The sequence below is a fragment of the Pseudomonas sp. NFPP07 genome (genome assembly GCF_900115645.1).
Taxonomy (GTDB): domain Bacteria; phylum Pseudomonadota; class Gammaproteobacteria; order Pseudomonadales; family Pseudomonadaceae; genus Aquipseudomonas; species Aquipseudomonas chlororaphis.
In genome coordinates, this window is record NZ_FOXG01000006.1 from 439,961 (window position 1) to 454,727 (window position 14,767).

Consider the following 14,767-nt stretch of genomic DNA (forward strand, 5'->3'; position numbering starts at 1 on the left):
TGGGTGCGTCTTTGCTTTATCAGATGGAGAGCGCTATGGCTTGGAATGAGCCGGGTGGCAACTCGAATAATCAGGATCCTTGGGGTGGTAAGCGCCGCAACAATGGCGACCGCAAGGGGCCACCGGATCTCGACGAGGCCTTCCGCAAGCTGCAGGAAAGCCTGAATGGGTTGTTCGGTGGTGGCAAGAAACGTGGTGACGATGGTGGCAGTTCCGGCAAGGGCGGCGGTCTCGGCCTGCTCGGTATCGGTCTGGTCGTGCTGGCGGCCGTGTGGCTGTACAGCGCGGTGTATGTCGTGGACGAGCAGGAGCAGGCCGTGGTGCTGCGCTTCGGCAAGTACTACGAAACCGTCGGCCCGGGCCTGAACATCTACTTCCCGCCGATCGATCGCAAGTACATGGAAAACGTCACGCGCGAGCGTGCCTATACCAAGCAGGGTCAAATGCTGACTGAAGACGAGAATATCGTCGAAGTGCCGCTGACCGTGCAGTACAAGATCAGCAACCTGCAGGACTTCGTGCTGAACGTCGATCAGCCGGAAATCAGCCTGCAGCACGCCACCGACAGTGCGCTGCGCCACGTAGTGGGTTCCACCGCGATGGACCAGGTGCTGACCGAAGGTCGTGAGTTGATGGCCAGCGAAATCAAGGAGCGTCTGCAACGTTTCCTCGATACCTATCGCACCGGTATCACCGTTACCCAGGTGAACGTACAGAGCGCAGCGGCACCGCGTGAAGTGCAGGAGGCCTTCGATGACGTGATCCGCGCCCGTGAAGACGAGCAGCGTTCGCGCAACCAGGCTGAAACCTACGCCAACGGCGTCGTGCCGGAAGCCCGTGGTCAGGCCCAGCGCATCATCGAGGATGCCAACGGTTACCGTGGCGAAGTGGTTTCCCGCGCCAAGGGTGAGGCCGATCGCTTCACCAAACTGGTGGCCGAATACCGCAAGGCGCCTGAAGTGACCCGTGAGCGTCTGTACCTGGACACCATGCAGGAAGTCTTCAGCAATACCAGCAAGGTTCTCGTGACCGGCAACAAGAACGGCCAGAGCAATCTGCTGTACCTGCCGCTGGACAAAATGGTCGAAAGTGGCCGCAGCACCAGTGCTCCGGTGACCGGCGCAGCAGCCAGCAGCAACGAAGCGAATGCGCGTGCGGCAGCTGATCTGCAGCAACAGCAAGCGCGTACCAGGGAGAGTCGCTGATGAGCAATAAATCGCTGATCGCCCTTATCGTTGGCGTCGTCGTGGCGATCGCTGCCTGGAACTGCTTCTACATCGTCGCTCAGACCGAGCGCGCGGTGTTGCTGCAGTTCGGTCGTGTGGTCCAGGCTGACGTTCAGCCGGGCCTGCATGTGAAAGTGCCCTATGTGAACCAGGTGCGTAAGTTCGACGCTCGCCTGATGACCCTGGATGCACCGACCCAGCGTTTCCTGACGCTGGAAAAGAAAGCCGTGATGGTCGATGCCTATGCCAAATGGCGCGTGAAGGATGCGGAGCGTTTCTATACCGCGACTTCCGGCCTCAAGCAGATCGCCGACGAGCGTCTTTCCCGTCGTCTGGAGTCGGGCCTGCGTGACCAGTTCGGCAAGCGCACCCTGCACGAAGTGGTTTCCGGTGAGCGTGATGCGCTGATGGCGGACATCACGGCTTCGCTCAACAAGATGGCCGAGAAAGAGCTGGGCATCGAAGTGGTCGATGTCCGGGTCAAGACCATCGACTTGCCGAAGGAAGTGAACCGCAGCGTCTTCGAGCGTATGAGCACCGAGCGTGAGCGTGAAGCGCGTGAGCATCGCGCCAAGGGTAACGAGCTGGCGGAAGGTATTCGTGCCGACGCCGATCGTCAGCGCCGCGTACTGCTGGCCGAAGCCTATCGTGAGTCGGAAGAGATTCGCGGTGATGGCGACGCCCAGGCTGCGGCCATCTACTCCAAGGCCTACGGTCAGGATCAGGAGTTCTACGGTTTCTACCGTAGCCTGCGTGCCTATCGTGAAAGCTTCGCGAACAAATCCGACGTCATGGTCCTGGACCCAAGCAGCGACTTTTTCCGTTACCTGGAAAAGGCCAAGCCTTGATGCGACGTTGACCTGAATCGCCCCGCCCGGCGGCTAAAGTGTCTGGCGGGGTGATCCTTTGGGAAAACGAGTGTATGATGCGGCAGCCGGGAAATTCCCGGCTTTTTTGCGTCTGCACGTTTGATTGTGGTTGTTGGTGCAAGACGGCGAGTTGAACGACTCGACAGTTTTTTTCGAGGAAAGTGAGTGGCGAAGCCGGTTTCAGGCTTTTCGCCCCGTCGCCCATGCGCGTGGTTTGCACATGGGCCGATCATTTTCTGCTTCACTCAAGGCCCGCCCATAGGCTGGCCGCCTGGATCACAGGGGAATGGCGTAATGGCAACGGTAGACCGCTGGCTGCTGCCAGATGGCATCGAAGAAGTACTGCCACCTGAGGCTGCGCGCATTGAAGTTGCGCGTCGCCAGGTGTTGGATCTGTTCCAGAGCTGGGGTTACGAGTTCGTCGTGACCCCTCATATCGAGTACCTGGAATCCTTGCTGACTGGCGCGGGCCAGGACCTCGATCTGCGTACCTTCAAGGTCATCGACCCGCAATCGGGTCGGCAGATGGGTTTCCGCGCCGACATTACGCCGCAGGTGGCCCGTATCGATGCGCATACCCTGCGTCGCGAAGGCCCGAGCCGCCTGTGTTACGCCGGTAGCGTGCTGCATGCGCAGCCGCGTGCCTTGTCGTCCTCGCGCAGCCCGATCCAGCTGGGTGCCGAGTTGTATGGCGATGCGAGCCCGAGCAGCGACGTGGAAGTCATCAGCCTGATGCTGGCGATGCTGCAACTGGCCGATGTGCCGGATGTGCACATGGATCTGGGGCATGTCGGTATCTACCGTGGCCTGGCCCGCGCGGCCGGCCTCTCCGGCGAAGTGGAACAGCAACTGTTCGATGCCCTGCAACGCAAGGCCATCGACGAAGTCATTACCTTGACCGAAGGCCTGCCGGCCGACCTGTCCGGCATGCTGCGGGCGCTGGTCGACCTGTGCGGCGGCCGTGAAGTGCTGGCTGCAGCCCGCGAACGCCTGGCCAATGCGCCGGCGCCGGTGCTGGCGGCCCTGGACGACCTGCTGGCGATTGCCGAGCGTCTTTCCGTGCGTTTCCCTGAATTGCCGCTGTACTTCGACCTGGGCGAGTTGCGTGGCTACCACTACCACACCGGTGTGGTATTCGCTGTGTTCGTGCCGGGTGTTGGCCAGTCCATTGCCCAGGGCGGTCGTTACGACGACATCGGCGCCGACTTCGGTCGTGCCCGTCCGGCAACCGGCTTCTCTACCGATTTGAAAACCCTGGTGACCCTGGGGCGTGCTGAGATCGAGCTACCGTCTGGCGGTATCTGGATGCCGGACAGTACGGATGCAGCCCTCTGGCAGCAGGTTTGCCAGTTGCGCAGTGAGGGTCAGCGCGTGGTTCAGGCCTTGCCTGGACAACCATTGGCCGCCGCCCGTGAAGCGGACTGCGACCGGCAATTGATTCAGCAGAACGGGCTTTGGCAAGTATTGCCGCTGGCTTCTTGAGTTTTCCCGCCGGCCGTTGCCGGCACCAAGTTTGCGCGAATGAGGACAAGTGTTATGGGTAAGAATGTCGTAGTCCTGGGCACCCAGTGGGGTGATGAGGGCAAAGGCAAGATCGTTGATCTGCTGACCGAACATGCTGCCGCCGTAGTGCGCTACCAAGGTGGCCACAACGCTGGCCACACCCTGGTGATCGACGGCGAGAAAACCGTCTTGCACCTGATCCCTTCGGGTGTGCTGCGCGAAGGCGTCCAGTGCCTGATCGGCAACGGCGTGGTGGTTGCGCCGGACGCCTTGCTGCGTGAAATCGTCAAGCTGGAAGAGAAAGGCGTACCGGTGCGTGAGCGCCTGCGTATCAGCCCATCCTGCCCGCTGATCCTGTCCTACCACGTAGCGCTGGACCAGGCGCGTGAAAAGGCCCGCGGCGAGCAGAAGATCGGTACCACCGGTCGCGGCATCGGCCCCGCCTACGAAGACAAGGTCGCTCGTCGCGGCCTGCGCATCGGCGACCTGTTCCACCGCGAGCGTTTCGCCGCGAAGCTGGGCGAGTTGCTGGACTACCACAACTTCGTACTGGTCAATTACTACAAAGAGCCGGCCATCGACTTCCAGAAGACGCTCGACGAGTGCATGGAATACGCCGAGCTGCTCAAGCCGATGATGCTGGACGTGACCGCCGAGCTGCACCAGCTGCGTCGCGCGGGCAAGGACATCATGTTCGAAGGCGCCCAGGGCTCGCTGCTGGACATCGACCACGGTACCTATCCGTACGTCACCAGCTCCAACACCACTGCCGGCGGCATCGCCACCGGTTCGGGTGTTGGCCCGATGTACCTGGACTACATCCTCGGTATCACCAAGGCTTACACCACTCGTGTAGGTTCGGGTCCGTTCCCGACCGAACTGTTCGATGACGTGGGCGCTTTCCTGGCCAAGCGTGGACATGAGTTCGGTGCAACCACCGGCCGTGCCCGCCGTTGCGGCTGGTTCGATGCCGTCATCCTGCGTCGCGCCATCGACGTCAACAGCATCTCGGGCCTGTGCCTGACCAAGCTGGACGTACTGGACGGCCTGGAAACCATCAACATCTGCGTGGGCTACAAAAACCAGGATGGCGCAGTCATCGACGCGCCAACCGACGCTGACAGCTACATCGGCCTGGAGCCGGTATACGAGCAGATGCCAGGCTGGAGCGAGTCGACCCTGGGGGCCAAGACTCTGGAAGAGCTGCCGGCCGCTGCCCGTGCCTACATCAAGCGTATCGAAGAGCTGGTCGGCGCGCCGATCGACATTATTTCGACAGGCCCGGACCGCAACGAGACCATCGTTCTGCGTCACCCGTTTGCTTGATAAGTCGTTGATGTAAAAAACAAAGGCCCCTCCTCAGGGGCCTTTGTCGTTTCTGCCTGCCAGGCGGCACGACCCTTGCTGTGATTTTTCCTTCCAGAGTGCCATCAATTTGATGGCGTTGAAGTAGAGGGATTTCCTGTGTCGGCCGTTCTCTCACTGTTACAAAGCCGTTTGTTGCGGCCTGTGTTCGTTACCCTTGGTATCGCTCTTTTGGTGCAGGTTCTGGTTGCCGTTGCCCTGACCCGGAGCACGGTGACGGCGCTGGAGGCGGATCTGGCCGTTCGTCTGGGCGTCGATAGCCAGAAGTTGTCCGGCGAACTGGAGCAGGCGGCTCGCGAGGTCACTTCGAGCCTGGAAAGCCTTTCCAGCAGCACCCGGCAACGCTTGACCGCCGGGCTCTCCTCGCGCTTGGAAGAGGAGCAGGCGCAATTGCGCACGACGCTGGAGAAGGATCTCAAGGATTCAGCCAATGATATGGCCCAGCTGCTCGCTTCGGTGGCCCCACGCGCCATGTGGGACAGCGACGTTCCGACCCTCTCCGAGTTCGCCCGGCGCGCCCAGCGCAATCCCAACGTGCTGTTCGTGGTGTACGACGACGCCAATGGCGAGCACCTGACCCGCTATCTGAACCGGGAAAACCCGATCAACAAGGCGCTACTGGAAAAGGGCAAGGGCGACCGAGCCCTGGACAAGGTGCTAGACGCGGCCAAGAACGATCCATCGGTCTACTACCTGGAAGCCTCCATCAGTCCTAACGGCGTGGAGATCGGCAAGGTGCTGATGGGGGTTTCCACGGCGTCGGTCGAGGCGGATGTGGCGGCGCTGGACAAGCGTTTCGAGGCCTTGATCGCCAATAGCGACCAGCTGGTCGGCGATAGCCTCAAGGGCGCTTCGGCGGACAGTTCTGCGGCCATGCGTGCGCGCCTGCAGTCGGCGCAGACCAGCGCTTCGGACATGCAGGCCAACACCGCGGGTACCGTGCAGGACGCGGCGGCCACCCTGCGCTGGCGCATCGGCATGGGCCTGGCGCTGGTCGGCTGCGGGGTCTTGCTGTTGCTGGCGGTGGTGCTGGGGCGGCGAGTGGTCAGCAAGCTGCATCTGCTGATCGCCGCGCTAAACGATCTGGCGGCCGGTGAGGGCGATCTGACCAAGCGGGTCCAGCTCAACAGCAATGACGAGATCGGCGACATGGCCTCGGCGGTCAATCGCTTTGTCGACAAGTTGCAGCCGATCGTGCGTGAGGCCGGCGATGTGGCGCAGCGTACTGGCGTCGAAATCGGCGCGATGAGCCTGCGTAATGCCGGAGCGGATGCCGCGGCCGAGGCTCAGCGTGACGAGGTGGCGGAGAGTTTGCGGGCCCTGTCGCAGATGGCTGACGAAGCCCAGGCGGAAAGCCAGGCAATGCAGGCGGCCTTGCAGCAGGTGGTGGAGATCCGTCAGGCGACCGATGAAAACACCCGGACCTCGGCCCAGGTGGGCGGCCTGATCGAGGCACTGGCGGGGCAGGTCGACACGGGGGCCAAGGTCATCGAACGCCTGGCGCAGCAGAGCGAACAGATCGAGGTGGTGTTGACGGTGATTCATGGGATTGCCGAGCAGACCAACCTGCTGGCCTTGAATGCGGCCATCGAGGCGGCGCGGGCCGGGGAAACCGGGCGCGGCTTTGCGGTGGTGGCCGATGAGGTCAGGGCGCTGGCGAGCAAGACGCAAAGCTCTACCGGCGATATCCAGGCGCATATCGGTGCGCTGCAGCAGGGCGCGCGCGAGGCGGTGGCGGCGATCGGCCAGGCTGGAAGGCAGGCTAGCGAAGGATTGCTGGTGTTGCGCGACAGTGCGCGGCTGCAACAATCGGTGCAGTCGTCGGTGGAGCAGGTGCACGCGGCGATTGGCCTGGCGACCCAGGCGGCCGCCCATCAGGCTCAGGGCGCGCAAGCGGTGCGCGGTCGGGTCGAGACCATCCATGCCCAGGCCGAGCGGGCAGCTCAGGCTGTGGTGGAGACCACGGCCAGCGGCAAGGTACTAGATAGCCTGGCAGCCCAATTGAAGGCCAGTCTGGGGCAGTTCCGGGCTTGAGGTTCTGCGTGGCTGAATGCTTGGGACGGGGGACTCCTACAGAAGATTTTCTGTAGGAGTAGGCTCAGCGGCTCAGATATATCCGTGTCGTCAGCAGATAGACCGGTAGTCCCGATACCAGAATCAACAGCGCCGCATAAGGCGCTGCGGCGGCAAACTCCACATTCGCCGTGTGCGCCCAGACTTCCGTTGCCAGTGTATTCAGTCCGGTCGGGCTGAGCAGCAGGGTAGCCGTCAGTTCCTTCATGGCATCCAGGAATACCAGGGCAAAGGCGGCACCCAATGCCGGGAAAATGATCGGCAGGGTCACGCGGCAGAAGGCCGTGAATGAGGAGGCGCCCAGGGTGCGGGCGGCTTCCTCGAGTTGCGGCGCCGCCTTGTTCAGGGCGGTGCGGATCGGTGCCTGCGCCAGGGGCAGGAACAGCAGGGCGTAGGCGATCAGTAACAGGGCCGAGGTCTGATACAGCGCCGGCACGTAGTGCAGGGCAAAGAACACCAGCGTCAGGGCGATCACCAGGCCTGGCAGGGCGTGCAGCAGGTAAGGCAGGCGCTCGGCCCAGAGTGCCAGACGACCTTTGTGGCGCACTACCAGCAGTCCGACCGGTACCGCCAGCACCAGGCACAGCGCCGCGCCACCCAACGATAGCGCCAGGGAGGAGAGCAGGGCTTCGCTGATGGCGGCCACCGGGAAAGCGGCTGATGAACCGACGGCCAGCCAGTACGCCAGCATGCCTAGCGGAATGCCGCTGCCGATCAGGGTCAGTAGCGCGCAGTACAGTTGCCCGCCAATCGCCCACTTGCCGAGGCGCACCTGCTCGGCATGTCGCGCCGCGCCTTGGCCGGTTCGTACATGGCGGCCTTTGCCGCGAACCCGCAACTCCAGCCACAGCAGGGCCAGGCACAGCGCTAGCAGCACGGCGGAAAGCATCGCCGCGTTGGCATTGCTGAACTCCAGTTCGAACTGCTGATAGATCGCGGTGGTGAAGGTTTGCAGGCCGATAATCGACAGTGCGCCGAACTCCACCAGCATGTGCAGGGCGATCAGTAGCGAGCCGGCCAGCAGCGACGGCCAGAGCAGGGGCAGGGTGATCCGGAAGAACACGCCCCAGCGATTCTGCCCGAGGGTGCGGGCCGATTCCTCCAGGGAGGGATCGAGATTGCGCAAGGTGGCCGCGACGGGCAGGAATACCAGCGGGTACTTGGACAGGCTCATGACCAGGATGGCCCCGCCCAGGCCTTCGAAGCTGGCGCTGAGGGAGACCCAGGTGAAGCTGCTGACAAAGGCCGGTACGGCAAAGGGCAGGCACAGGATCACGCCCCAGAGGCGTCGCCCCGGCAAGTCGCTGCGTTCCAGCAGCCAGGCCAGGGACAGGCCGACGATGGCGCAGGTAACGGTCACGCCAATGAGCAGTAGCAGGGTGTTGCGCAGCAGGCCGAATACATAGGGTCGCCACAGCAGGTGCAGGGCTTCGGCCCAGCCGGCCTGCCAGGCCTTGAGCCCGACATAGAGCAATGGCAGCAGGCTGAGCCCGACCAGCAACAGGACCGGTAGCAGCAGCCAGATCGATGGCCCCTTGCGCCTCGGTATGTAGTTCGTGCGCGAGGCGGGGGCGGGCAGTGATGCGTTCATCAGTTCAGGCCGACTTCGCGTTCCAGTTCCAGGGCTTCTTCGGCGTTGCCGAGGTCGGCCGGGGTGACTTTCGGCGCTTGCAGCTCACTGAACGGCTTGAGGCCTCGATCCGACTCCAGGCCTTTGCGCAGCGGGTATTCTGCGGTGGTCTGGGTGATGACGCGCTGGCCTTCTTCGCTGGCCATATAAGCGAGGAATTGCTGGGCTTCTTTGGGGTGTTTGCTGGACTTGAGTACCGCGGCGCTGGATACGGTGATCAATCCGCCGGCATCGCCGCCGGTGAAATAGTGCAGCTTCGAGTCCAGTTGGCCTTTTTCACGTTGCAGGGCGAACCAGTAGTAGTTGTTCACCAGCACGGTGGCGACTTCGCCGTTTTCCACGGCCTTCAAGGCCACCATATTATTGCTGTAGGTCTTGCCGAAAGCGCGCAGGCCGGTCAGCCATTCTTCGGCGGCGTCCATCCCGTGCAGCTTGATGATTGCCACGGCCTGTTCCTGGAATGCGCCGCTGGTAGGAACGAAGCCTACCTTGCCTTGCCATTGTGGCTGGGAGAACTCCATCACCGATGCAGGCAGGTCTTTTTCGTCGATCAGCTTCGGGTTGAACGCCACCACGCGAACTCGGGCGGTAATGCCAATCCAGGTGCCGTTGCCGGCGACATAGTCCTTGGGCAGGACTTCAAGGGTCGCCGCATCGGTCTTGGCCAGCAAGCCTTGCTCGCCGAGTTTGTTCAAGGGTGGCGATTCTTCGGTATAAATCACATCGGCGGGGGAGCGCTCGCCTTCTTCCGCGATCTGGCTGGCGAGCTGGTTGCTGCTACCTTTACGCACATTGACGTGAATCCCAGTCTTGGCCTCGAAAGCCTTGGCGATGGCGTCGCCGACTTCCTTGTGCTGGCCGTTGTACAGCGTCAGGGAAACCGGATCGGCTGCTTGAGTGAATGGAGATGCCAGGGCCAGGCCCAGCAAAGTGATGGTCAAGCCACGCAGAAGGGATGTTGGAAGGGAGGTGTTTCTAAACATCATTCGCAGGGTTCCTCACTGTGGTGCCGCAAAAACTTGTAACAATCATAAACGATATTGTTTCTCATGTGCGGCTTGGCGGGCTGGATAGCCCTGGAGGAGGGGGCGTTTTGGCGGGGGGAATGATTGTTGTGGGCCAGAAACGCAAAAACCCGCTTTCGCGGGTTTTTGTGAGACTTCACAGCTATGCTGTGAAACTTGAATGTGGTGCCCAGAAGAAGACTCGAACTTCCACGGCCTTGCGGCCACCAGCACCTGAAGCTGGCGTGTCTACCAATTTCACCATCTGGGCAGTATCAGCAGCGTTGCCGCTGTTGATGGGGCGAACTATACGGAGCGCCTTTGAATCTGTAAAGCCCTGTTTTGACTTAGATTCAATAAATCAAACACTTAGAATGCAAAAACCCGCTTTCGCGGGTTTTTGGAGGAGTCTGAAGATTCAAACAATCTGCAGCTCTGAATTGGTGCCCAGAAGAAGACTCGAACTTCCACGGCCTTGCGGCCACCAGCACCTGAAGCTGGCGTGTCTACCAATTTCACCATCTGGGCAGTATCGACAGCGTCTCCGTCGTCGATGGCGCGCACTATACGGACCACCTTTTGGGCTGTAAACCCCTGATCTTGAAAATATTGAAAAAAATTCGCCGACGGCTTTTACAGGATGGTTCTGAAGCCACTAAAGGACTTTTCGGAGCCTGTCTTAGCCTGAAATTTCCCGTTTCAATACGCGTATGCCAAACTAACCCGCATATAGACAAGGTGAAATTTATCTAATGGCCGATTGGCAGTCCCTCGATCCCGAGGCCGCTCGTGAAGCGGAAAAATATGAAAACCCTATCCCTAGCCGCGAACTGATCCTTCAGCACCTTGCTGATCGGGGTTCGCCTGCTAACCGCGAACAGTTGGTCGAAGAGTTTGGTCTGACCACAGAAGACCAGATCGAAGCCCTGCGCCGCCGCCTGCGCGCCATGGAGCGCGATGCCCAACTGATCTACACCCGCCGCGGCACATATGCGCCGGTGGACAAGCTCGACCTGATCCTCGGCCGCATCAGCGGTCACCGTGACGGCTTCGGCTTCCTGGTTCCCGATGATGGCAGCGATGACCTGTTCATGAGCCCGGCGCAGATGCGCCTGGTGTTCGATGGCGACCGTGCACTGGCCCGGGTTTCCGGTCTGGATCGCCGCGGTCGCCGCGAAGGCATGATCGTCGAAGTAGTGTCCCGTGCCCACGAGAGCATCGTCGGCCGTTACTTCGAAGAAGGCGGAATCGGTTTTGTGGTGGCGGACAACCCGAAGATCCAGCAGGAAGTGCTGGTGACCCCGGGTCGCAATGCCGGCGCCAAGATCGGCCAGTTCGTCGAGGTGAAGATCACCCACTGGCCGACTCCGCGCTTCCAGCCGCAAGGCGACGTGGTCGAGGTCGTGGGCAACTACATGGCCCCCGGCATGGAAATCGATGTTGCCTTGCGCACCTACGATATTCCTCACGTCTGGCCCGAGGCGGTGCTGAAGGAAGCCGGCAAGCTCAAGCCGGAAGTCGAGGATAAGGACAAAGAGAAGCGCATCGACCTGCGCGATCTGCCGTTCGTCACCATCGACGGCGAAGACGCTCGCGACTTCGACGACGCGGTCTATTGCGAAGCCAAGCCCGGCAAGCTGCGCCTGTTCGGCGGTGGCTGGAAGCTGTACGTGGCGATCGCCGACGTTTCCAGTTACGTGAAGATCGGTTCGGCGCTGGATAACGAGGCGCAGGTGCGTGGCAACTCGGTGTACTTCCCCGAGCGCGTGGTGCCAATGCTGCCGGAGCAGTTGTCCAATGGCCTGTGCTCGCTGAACCCGAAAGTCGATCGTCTGGCCATGGTGTGCGAGATGACCATCTCCAAATCCGGCGAGATGACCGATTACCAGTTCTACGAAGCGGTGATCCACTCCAAGGCGCGCCTGACCTACAACAAGGTCAGCACTATCCTCGAACAGCCGAAAACCAGCGAGGCCAAGCAACTGCGTGGCGAATACGCCGATGTCGTGCCGCACCTCAAGCAGCTTTATGCGCTGTACAAGGTTCTGCTCGGTGCCCGTCATACCCGTGGCGCCATCGACTTCGAGACCCAGGAAACCCGGATCATCTTCGGTTCCGAGCGCAAGATTGCGGAAATTCGTCCGACTACCCGTAATGATGCGCACAAGCTGATCGAGGAATGCATGCTGGCGGCCAACGTGGCCACCGCCGAATTCCTCAAGAAGCACGAAATCCCCGCGCTCTATCGCGTTCACGACGGCCCGCCGCCAGAGCGCCTGGAAAAACTGCGCGCCTTCCTCGGCGAACTCGGCCTGTCCCTGCATAAAGGCAAGGACGGCCCGACGCCGAAGGACTACCAGGCCTTGCTGGAAAGCATCAAGGATCGTCCGGACTTCCATCTGATCCAGACCGTGATGCTGCGCTCCTTGAGCCAGGCGGTGTACAGCGCTGACAATCAGGGCCACTTTGGCCTGAACTACGAAGCCTATACCCACTTCACCTCGCCGATTCGCCGTTACCCGGACCTGCTGACGCACCGGGCGATTCGCAGTGTCATCCACTCCAAGCAGAACACGCCTCACGTGCGTCGTGCCGGTGCGATGACCATTCCGAAGGCGCGCATCTATCCCTACGACGAGGCGATTCTCGAGCAGCTTGGCGAGCAGTGCTCGATGAGCGAGCGGCGTGCCGACGAAGCGACCCGCGACGTGGTGAACTGGCTCAAGTGCGAATACATGAAAGACCGCGTGGGCGAGGCGTTCCCGGGCGTGATCACTGCGGTGACCGGTTTTGGCCTGTTCGTCGAACTGACCGATATCTATGTCGAAGGTCTGGTGCATGTCACGGCTCTGCCGGGCGACTACTACCACTTCGATCCCGTGCATCACCGCCTCGCCGGTGAGCGCACCGGCCGCAGCTTCCGCCTGGGTGACAGCGTGGAAGTGCGGGTCATGCGCGTCGATCTGGACGAACGCAAGATCGACTTCGAGATGGCGGAAAAAACCATCAGTGCGCCGATCGGTCGCAAAAAGCGTGGCGCTGTCGATGTGCCTCCGGCCAAGACGGCTGCCGAGCCTGCCCCAGCCAAGGCCGGGCGTCGTGGCCCGGCCAAGGAGAAACCGGTCGAGGCCTACCGCTCCAGCGATGCGGCGGCGAAAAACGCCGAAGTGCGCAAGAGCCGTGAAATGAAGCAGGCGCTGTTGGCTGAAGCCAAGAGCGGCGGTAAAGCGGCGTCTGGGGGAAAGTCCGGCAAGCCGGCTTCCAGCAAGCCGAGCAAACATCGTAAAGGTCCGCCGAAAGCGGGCGCAGGTCCTGCGGCGAAAAGCGGCGGGGCGCGTAAACCCAAGGCCAAGTCATGAGTCAGTTGGAAAAGATCTACGGCGTGCACGCTGTAGAAGCATTGCTGCGTCACCACCCCAAGCGCGTCAAGCAGATCTGGCTGGCCGAAGGCCGCAGCGATCCGCGCGTGCAGGTGCTGGTGGACCTGGCCGGGCAGAATCGCGTGGCGGTCGGTCAGGCCGAGCGTCGCGAAATGGACGCCTGGGTCGAAGGCGTTCACCAGGGCGTCGTGGCTGAAGTGAGCCCAAGCCAGGTCTGGGGCGAAGCGATGCTCGATGAGTTGCTCGACCGTACCGAAGGCGCGCCGCTGCTTCTCGTGCTGGACGGCGTGACCGACCCACATAACCTTGGCGCCTGCCTGCGCACTGCCGATGCGGCCGGTGCGCTGGCGGTGCTGGTGCCGAAAGACAAATCGGCGACCCTGACCCCGACCGTGCGTAAAGTGGCGTGCGGCGCCGCGGAAGTGATTCCGCTGGTGGCCGTGACCAACCTCGCGCGCACCCTGGAAAAGCTTCAGCAGCGCGGCCTGTGGGTCGTCGGCACGGCTGGCGAAGCCGAGCAGGAACTGTATGACCAGGACCTGACCGGGCCGACCATCCTGATCATGGGCGCCGAAGGCAAGGGTATGCGTCGCCTCACCCGCGAGCATTGCGATTTCCTGGTGCGCCTGCCGATGGCCGGTAGCGTCAGCAGTCTCAACGTTTCGGTGGCTACCGGTGTGTGCCTGTTCGAGGCCACGCGCCAGCGTGCGGCCAAAGCCAAGAGCGCAGCCAAGAAGGCCTGAGTTTCCTCCCTTCATGCAGGCGCAAGCTTGCTCGCGATAGCGGCCCGACCGAGGTGCTGCAATCGTGAGCGGGCCTGCTTGGCAGGTTTGGCGCGCCCTGGCGCCCAGTTGTTCAAATAATCACCAATTGCCTTGCGCCGCTGTTCCCCCTTCTCTACAATTGCGCCCCTTGCCGTTGCGGCAGGCGCATATGTGCCTATCTCTGAGGCAAGACACACAAGTGTCATTCACTCCTTGTCTGACCGCTTTTGAGCGGCAGGCTACAACCCGTAAGGAGCATTCATGCGTCATTACGAAATCATCTTTCTGGTCCACCCTGACCAGAGCGAGCAAGTCGGCGGCATGGTTGAGCGTTACACCAAGCTGATCGAAGAAGACGGCGGCAAAATCCACCGTCTGGAAGACTGGGGCCGTCGTCAACTGGCCTACGCAATCAACAATGTTCACAAGGCTCACTACGTGATGCTGAACGTTGAGTGCACCGGTAAAGCCCTGGCTGAGCTGGAAGACAACTTCCGTTACAACGATGCTGTGATCCGTAACCTGGTCATCCGTCGCGAAGAAGCCATCACTGGCCAATCCGAGATGCTCAAGGCTGAAGAGAACCGCAGTGAGCGCCGTGAGCGTCGTGACCGTCCTGAGCATTCTGACAGCGCCGATGGCGATGACAGCGATAACAGCGACGCCAGCGATAACGCTGACGAGTAATCCACGGACCTTTTGAGGAGCCAATTACATGGCACGTTTCTTCCGTCGTCGTAAATTCTGCCGCTTCACCGCTGAAGACGTGAAAGAGATCGATTACAAAGATCTCAACACTCTGAAAGCCTACGTATCCGAGACCGGCAAAATCGTTCCAAGCCGTATCACCGGTACCAAAGCTCGTTATCAGCGTCAGCTGGCCACCGCTATCAAGCGCGCCCGCTTCCTGGCCCTGCTGGCCTACACCGACAGCCACGGCCGCTGAGACCGGG

Annotated in this window: 11 protein-coding genes and 2 tRNA genes; 9 read left to right on the forward strand and 4 right to left on the reverse strand. The window is 61.5% G+C overall.

Annotation, left to right across the window (positions count from 1 at the left end; genetic code table 11):
* The first annotated feature begins 35 nt into the window (after positions 1 to 35).
* The 5 genes from hflK to BM019_RS17905 all read left to right on the forward strand — a co-directional run bounded on the left by hflK (position 36) and on the right by BM019_RS17905 (position 6,997).
* Entirely contained in the window at positions 36 to 1,205 is a 1,170-nt protein-coding gene (hflK, locus tag BM019_RS17885) for an FtsH protease activity modulator HflK (protein WP_007921369.1), read from the forward strand.
* Complete coding sequence (gene hflC, locus BM019_RS17890) at positions 1,205 to 2,074, forward strand: protease modulator HflC (protein ID WP_007921367.1); 870 nt, start codon at positions 1,205 to 1,207, stop codon at positions 2,072 to 2,074. Before hflK ends, hflC begins: the two co-directional genes overlap by 1 nt.
* Positions 2,075 to 2,389: 315 nt before the next feature.
* The gene (locus BM019_RS17895; protein ID WP_009046692.1) at positions 2,390 to 3,577 is read left to right on the forward strand and encodes an ATP phosphoribosyltransferase regulatory subunit; all 1,188 of its coding nucleotides are present in this window, start codon (positions 2,390 to 2,392) and stop codon (positions 3,575 to 3,577) included.
* Positions 3,578 to 3,631: 54 nt separating this feature from the next.
* Complete coding sequence (locus BM019_RS17900) at positions 3,632 to 4,924, forward strand: adenylosuccinate synthase (RefSeq protein WP_009041907.1); 1,293 nt, start codon at positions 3,632 to 3,634, stop codon at positions 4,922 to 4,924.
* A gap of 138 nt (positions 4,925 to 5,062) precedes the next feature.
* Positions 5,063 to 6,997: a methyl-accepting chemotaxis protein gene (locus BM019_RS17905; protein ID WP_009041908.1), complete on the forward strand. Its 1,935-nt coding sequence runs from the start codon at positions 5,063 to 5,065 to the stop codon at positions 6,995 to 6,997.
* A 64-nt stretch (positions 6,998 to 7,061) separates the two neighbouring features.
* Here BM019_RS17905 and BM019_RS17910 read toward each other — a convergent pair whose 3' ends face one another.
* The 4 genes from BM019_RS17910 to BM019_RS17925 form a co-directional block, all read right to left on the reverse strand.
* The gene (locus tag BM019_RS17910) at positions 7,062 to 8,627 is read right to left on the reverse strand and encodes an ABC transporter permease (RefSeq protein WP_092419090.1); all 1,566 of its coding nucleotides are present in this window, start codon (positions 8,625 to 8,627) and stop codon (positions 7,062 to 7,064) included.
* Positions 8,627 to 9,652: an extracellular solute-binding protein gene (locus BM019_RS17915; protein ID WP_092419092.1), complete on the reverse strand. Its 1,026-nt coding sequence runs from the start codon at positions 9,650 to 9,652 to the stop codon at positions 8,627 to 8,629. The genes BM019_RS17910 and BM019_RS17915 overlap by 1 nt, the downstream gene beginning before the upstream one ends.
* 202 nt (positions 9,653 to 9,854) lie before the next feature.
* Positions 9,855 to 9,941: transfer RNA gene (locus tag BM019_RS17920), tRNA-Leu, on the reverse strand.
* Between the two features lie 170 nt (positions 9,942 to 10,111).
* Positions 10,112 to 10,198: transfer RNA gene (locus BM019_RS17925), tRNA-Leu, on the reverse strand.
* Between the two features lie 224 nt (positions 10,199 to 10,422).
* Here BM019_RS17925 and rnr point away from each other — a divergent pair.
* The 4 genes from rnr (at position 10,423) to rpsR (ending at position 14,760) form a co-directional block, all read left to right on the forward strand.
* On the forward strand, positions 10,423 to 13,029 hold the full coding sequence (rnr, locus tag BM019_RS17930) for a ribonuclease R (RefSeq protein ID WP_009041911.1): 2,607 nt from the start codon (positions 10,423 to 10,425) through the stop codon (positions 13,027 to 13,029).
* Positions 13,026 to 13,793 (forward strand): 23S rRNA (guanosine(2251)-2'-O)-methyltransferase RlmB, encoded by a 768-nt coding sequence (rlmB, locus tag BM019_RS17935; protein ID WP_023970226.1) that lies wholly within the window; start codon positions 13,026 to 13,028, stop codon positions 13,791 to 13,793. Before rnr ends, rlmB begins: the two co-directional genes overlap by 4 nt.
* Before the next feature lie 282 nt (positions 13,794 to 14,075).
* Positions 14,076 to 14,501: a 30S ribosomal protein S6 gene (gene rpsF, locus BM019_RS17940; RefSeq protein ID WP_007921481.1), complete on the forward strand. Its 426-nt coding sequence runs from the start codon at positions 14,076 to 14,078 to the stop codon at positions 14,499 to 14,501.
* 28 nt (positions 14,502 to 14,529) lie between these two features.
* Positions 14,530 to 14,760 (forward strand): 30S ribosomal protein S18, encoded by a 231-nt coding sequence (gene rpsR, locus BM019_RS17945; protein ID WP_002551829.1) that lies wholly within the window; start codon positions 14,530 to 14,532, stop codon positions 14,758 to 14,760.
* Positions 14,761 to 14,767: the final 7 nt, after the last annotated feature.

Excerpts from the sequence above, each read along its gene's own strand:
- BM019_RS17915 (WP_092419092.1), bottom strand. The coding sequence starts at position 9,652 with ATGATGTTTAGAAACACCTCCCTTCCAACATCCCTTCTGCGTGGCTTG.
- rpsF (WP_007921481.1), top strand. The coding sequence starts at position 14,076 with ATGCGTCATTACGAAATCATCTTTCTGGTCCACCCTGACCAGAGCGAG.
- BM019_RS17895 (WP_009046692.1), top strand. The coding sequence starts at position 2,390 with ATGGCAACGGTAGACCGCTGGCTGCTGCCAGATGGCATCGAAGAAGTA.
- rnr (WP_009041911.1), top strand. The coding sequence starts at position 10,423 with ATGGCCGATTGGCAGTCCCTCGATCCCGAGGCCGCTCGTGAAGCGGAA.
- BM019_RS17910 (WP_092419090.1), bottom strand. The coding sequence starts at position 8,627 with ATGAACGCATCACTGCCCGCCCCCGCCTCGCGCACGAACTACATACCG.
- hflK (WP_007921369.1), top strand. The coding sequence starts at position 36 with ATGGCTTGGAATGAGCCGGGTGGCAACTCGAATAATCAGGATCCTTGG.
- hflC (WP_007921367.1), top strand. The coding sequence starts at position 1,205 with ATGAGCAATAAATCGCTGATCGCCCTTATCGTTGGCGTCGTCGTGGCG.
- rpsR (WP_002551829.1), top strand. The coding sequence starts at position 14,530 with ATGGCACGTTTCTTCCGTCGTCGTAAATTCTGCCGCTTCACCGCTGAA.
- BM019_RS17900 (WP_009041907.1), top strand. The coding sequence starts at position 3,632 with ATGGGTAAGAATGTCGTAGTCCTGGGCACCCAGTGGGGTGATGAGGGC.
- rlmB (WP_023970226.1), top strand. The coding sequence starts at position 13,026 with ATGAGTCAGTTGGAAAAGATCTACGGCGTGCACGCTGTAGAAGCATTG.